The organism is Clostridium sp. ATCC 25772 (genome assembly GCF_001573875.1).
Taxonomy (GTDB): Bacteria; Bacillota; Clostridia; order Clostridiales; family Clostridiaceae; genus Clostridium_J; species Clostridium_J senegalense.
This window is the reverse complement of record NZ_LFRG01000241.1, coordinates 1-885: the sequence shown is the minus strand read 5'-3', so window position 1 is coordinate 885 and position 885 is coordinate 1. Positions and strand designations below refer to the sequence as shown.

The 885-nt window shown below is 34.7% G+C and carries 1 pseudogene; it reads right to left on the bottom strand.

The annotated features are described in order from the left end of the window. Positions 1 to 32: 32 nt before the first annotated feature. Positions 33 to 802: pseudogene (locus AZI32_RS18195) on the bottom strand (IS5 family transposase). Positions 803 to 885 lie beyond the last annotated feature (83 nt).

Here is an 885-nt window from a genome sequence, read left to right as displayed (position 1 = left end):
TAGGACGTGTCTGAAAACAAAATATCTAAAACTTATTTAGATAAAACAAAAATAGCAGCAATATAAACAAATGCGAGAAAAGAAGAAGAAAGTTTATCATATCGAGTAGCAATTCTTCTAAAATGCTTCACTTTATTGAAAAAGCATTCAACTAGATGGCGCTCCTTATATATCCACCAATCACAAGGCCAAGGATTCTTTGCGTTAGATTTGGGTGGAATAGTATAGGACGCTCCTTGTGACATTATATATTCTCTAAATTCATTTGTGCCATATGCTTTATCAGCTAAAATATTGCTGCCTTGTATTTCTAAATTTGAAAGAACATCTGCAGCCTGTGTGCTGTCATGTAAATTACCAGATGACAATTGGAAGTGTACAGGATTACCAAGGGCATCGACAACTGCATGAATTTTTGTCGTATGTCCTCCATGGCTTAATCCGATATGTTGTTTTGTTTCGCTATTTATAGCCCTTTTTTAGCCCCAGCACTATGCTGGTGGGCTTTAATACATGTTGAATCTATACTTAAATTTTCATAATCTGCATCTGAGCTTAGCTCTTTAAAAATTGCTAATAAAGTACCATCATCACGCCACTTACAAAAACGACTGTATACTGTTTTCCATGAACCAAAGCGTTCAGGTAAATCACGCCATGCCGCACCGCTTCTTGCAATCCATAGTATGGCATTGAACATGAGTCTATTATCTTTTGGTGGTCTTCCTGTTTTTGCAACAGGAAATAAGTTGTTTATTTGATTCCATTGTTCATCTGATATTTCGTAACGCTTTTGTGTCATAGTTTTTACCTCATAGTTTTTTTGATATTATTATATCTAAAATTTAAATCTTTTGCACTAATTAGTTTTCAGACACACCCTAA